This window comes from Streptomyces sp. SID14478 (genome assembly GCF_010548525.1).
In the GTDB taxonomy this organism is placed as follows: Bacteria; Actinomycetota; Actinomycetes; order Streptomycetales; family Streptomycetaceae; genus Streptomyces.
This window is the reverse complement of the sequence record NZ_JAAGMG010000361.1, coordinates 1-2935: the sequence shown is the minus strand read 5'-3', so window position 1 is coordinate 2935 and position 2935 is coordinate 1. Positions and strand designations below refer to the sequence as shown.

General features: G+C 74.0%; 2 protein-coding genes and 1 pseudogene. All 3 read left to right on the top strand.

The genetic code is table 11. The features are described from left to right. Positions 1-576, top strand: a 576-nt coding sequence (locus tag G3I40_RS11895; protein WP_239091678.1) for a DUF5682 family protein, incomplete at its 5' end; no start/stop codon positions are given. Between the two features lie 263 nt (positions 577-839). Further along, positions 840-2054: a VWA domain-containing protein gene (locus tag G3I40_RS11890; RefSeq protein WP_164302125.1), complete on the top strand. Its 1215-nt coding sequence runs from the start codon at positions 840-842 to the stop codon at positions 2052-2054. Positions 2055-2116: 62 nt separating this feature from the next. After that, positions 2117-2935, top strand: a pseudogene (locus G3I40_RS11885) (hypothetical protein); the annotation flags it as partial.

The window sequence follows — 2935 nt, the reverse complement described above, 5'->3', positions numbered from 1 at the left end:
GACGCCGTGCACGCGGCCGTCGGCCTCCTGGAGGACGCCGCTCTGCGCGAGCGCTGGCGCGCGGTGCTGCGCACGCTCGCCACGCGGGACAGCGTGGCCGGGGTGGTCCGGGGCCGGTGCGCGCGCGTGCTGCTGGACGAAGGCGCGCTGGACGACGAGGACGCGGCCCGCCTGATGGGACTCGCCCTCTCGCCGGGCACCCCGCCCGCCGAGGCGGCGGCCTGGATCGAGGGCTTCGTCGGCGGCGGCTCGGGAGGCGGCCTGCTCCTCGTCCACGACGAGCGGCTCCTCGGCCTGGTCGACGCGTGGCTGACCGGGGTGTCGGGGGACGCCTTCACCGACGTACTGCCCCTGCTGCGGCGCACGTTCTCGGCGTACGAGTCCGGGGTGCGGCGCGCCCTCGGGGAACTGGTCCGGCGCGGCCCCGCGACCTCGGCGTCCGCCGTGGCGGGGCGGGTCCCAGGATTCGCGGAGGAGCTCGATCTGGAGCGGGCGGAGGCGGTGGAGCCGGTGGTGCGGATGTTGCTCGGGGCGGGGGTCGGGGCCGGGGCCGTCGGCGCAGGGACCGGCGGGTGACGGATGGCGGGTGGCGGGTGGAGGGGTGGGGAGGCGTGGTCGCGTGCCGGTGCGTGGGGGTTGGCGGGGGTTGGTCGTGCGGTTCCCCGCGCCCCTGGAGATGTGCACTGCCCCCCGGCAGAGACAGGCGAAGACAGACACCGCGCCGGGGACCTGCACTCACACGCCACACGCCGCACGCCCCACGCCGCGGGCAACGCACAACGCGGACACCGCGCGCCGCGAACGAGACGGTGCATCAACGACCTTGCGGAGACGACGCGATGACGGAACCGGAACCCACCACCACTGACGACGAACGACTCCGGCGCTGGCGGATGGTCCTGGGAGGGGGCGCCGCCGACGGCACCGGCTGCGCTCTCGCGGGGCAGGACGCCGCGATGGACGGCGCCCTGTCCGCGCTGTACGGCACCGGCGAAGCAAAGCAACCGGCCGCCGGCGCGAGCCGGACCGCCGGCCTCGGGGCCTCGGCCCCGTCGGTCGCCCGCTGGCTCGGCGACATCCGCACCTACTTCCCCTCGTCCGTCGTCCAGGTCATGCAGCGCGACGCGATCGACCGGCTCGGCCTGTCCACGCTCCTCCTCGAACCGGAGATGCTCGAAGCCGTCGACGCCGACGTGCACCTCGTCGGCACGCTCCTCTCGCTCAACAAGGCGATGCCCGAGACGACGAAGGAGACGGCCCGCGCCGTCGTCCGCAAGGTCGTCGAGGACCTGGAGAAGAAGCTCGCCACGCGCACCCGCGCCACCCTCACCGGCGCGCTCGACCGCAGCGCCCGCATCAGCCGTCCCCGCCACCACGACATCGACTGGAACCGCACGATCGCGGCCAACCTCAAGCACTACCTCCCCGAGTACCGCACGGTCGTGCCCGAGCGGCTCATCGGCTACGGCCGGGCCGCGCAGTCCGTGAAGAAGGAGGTGATCCTCTGCATCGACCAGTCGGGCTCGATGGCCGCGTCGGTCGTCTACGCCTCCGTGTTCGGGGCGGTGCTCGCCTCCATGCGGTCGATCCGGACCCGGCTCGTCGTCTTCGACACGGCCGTCGTGGACCTCACCGACCAGCTCGACGACCCGGTCGACGTCCTCTTCGGCACCCAGCTGGGCGGCGGCACCGACATCAACCGGGCGCTCGCGTACTGCCAGTCGCAGATCACCCGCCCCGCCGAGACGGTCGTCGTCCTCATCTCCGACCTCTACGAAGGCGGCATCCGCAACGAGATGCTGAAGCGCGTCGCCGCGATGAAGGCGTCCGGCGTGCAGTTCGTGACGCTGCTCGCGCTCTCCGACGAAGGCACCCCCGCCTACGACCGGGAGCACGCGGCTGCGCTCGCCTCGCTCGGCGCACCGGCGTTCGCCTGTACGCCCGATCTGTTCCCCGACGTGATGGCCGCGGCCATTGAGAAGAGGCCGTTGCCGATACCCGACGCAGCGGCCGAAACCGGTGGGAACGGGGGGAGGTTGGCAAACCGGATATGAGTACCCATCGGTAACACGGGGCTTGCGCAGTCGCCCTCGTCCCGTGCGAGTATCGGCGCACCGTGACTTCCCCGATCGCCCTCCCTCTGCCCGCCGAGCGCCAGCCGCGCGCGGCGGCCGGGCGGCGTGCGCTGCAACTGGCGCTGCTCCTGGGCGGGTTGATCGGCCTCGGCCTCCTCTGCGGCGGCCAGGCACACGCGGACGATGCCGGCGGCCCGCTCGGCACGCACCACGCGGCGATACGGGAGGCGACGGCCGAGCCCCTGCGCGGGGCGCGGGAGCGGTTCGTCGAACCCTTGCGGGAGCAGGCCGAGCCGGTAGCCGCAGCCGTACGCGTCCCAGTTCCGGACGAGACCGATCGGGTACGCGCCGCTGTACGCGTCTCCGTTCCGGACGAGGCTGGTCCGGTACGCGGCGCTGTACGCGAATCCGTTCCGGTCAAGGCCGGACCGGTGAGCGCGAACGCACGGGAATCCGTTCCGGACGAGGCTGGTCCGGTACGCGCGGCGGCCCGCGCACTCGCGCCGGGCGTGACCGGTCCCGTACACGAACGCGTACAGGAATCGGTGCACGAGCCCGTACGGGAGAAGGTCCTGCGGCCCGTCGCCGACACGGTCCGGCAGGTCGGGCAGGTCGGGCAGGTGGCGGAGCCCGTCGTCGGCACCGTGCGCCAAGTGACGCGGCCGGTCGGCCGGTTGGCTGGCCAGGTCGTGGAAGGGCTGGCCGAAGCGGCACCCCGGCCGCTGCCCTCCCAGCCGCCGGCGCTACCCGGACTCCCGCACCTGCCCGGACTCCCGCACCTGCCCGGCGACCACGGCGCCCTCCCCGTGCCGTCCGCGCCCACCGGGCCGACGGAGCCCGCCGAGTCGCCCGCCGCGCAC

Bases quoted from the DNA above. Each gene is read 5' to 3' on its own strand.
- G3I40_RS11890 (WP_164302125.1), top strand. From the start codon at position 840: ATGACGGAACCGGAACCCACCACCACTGACGACGAACGACTCCGGCGC.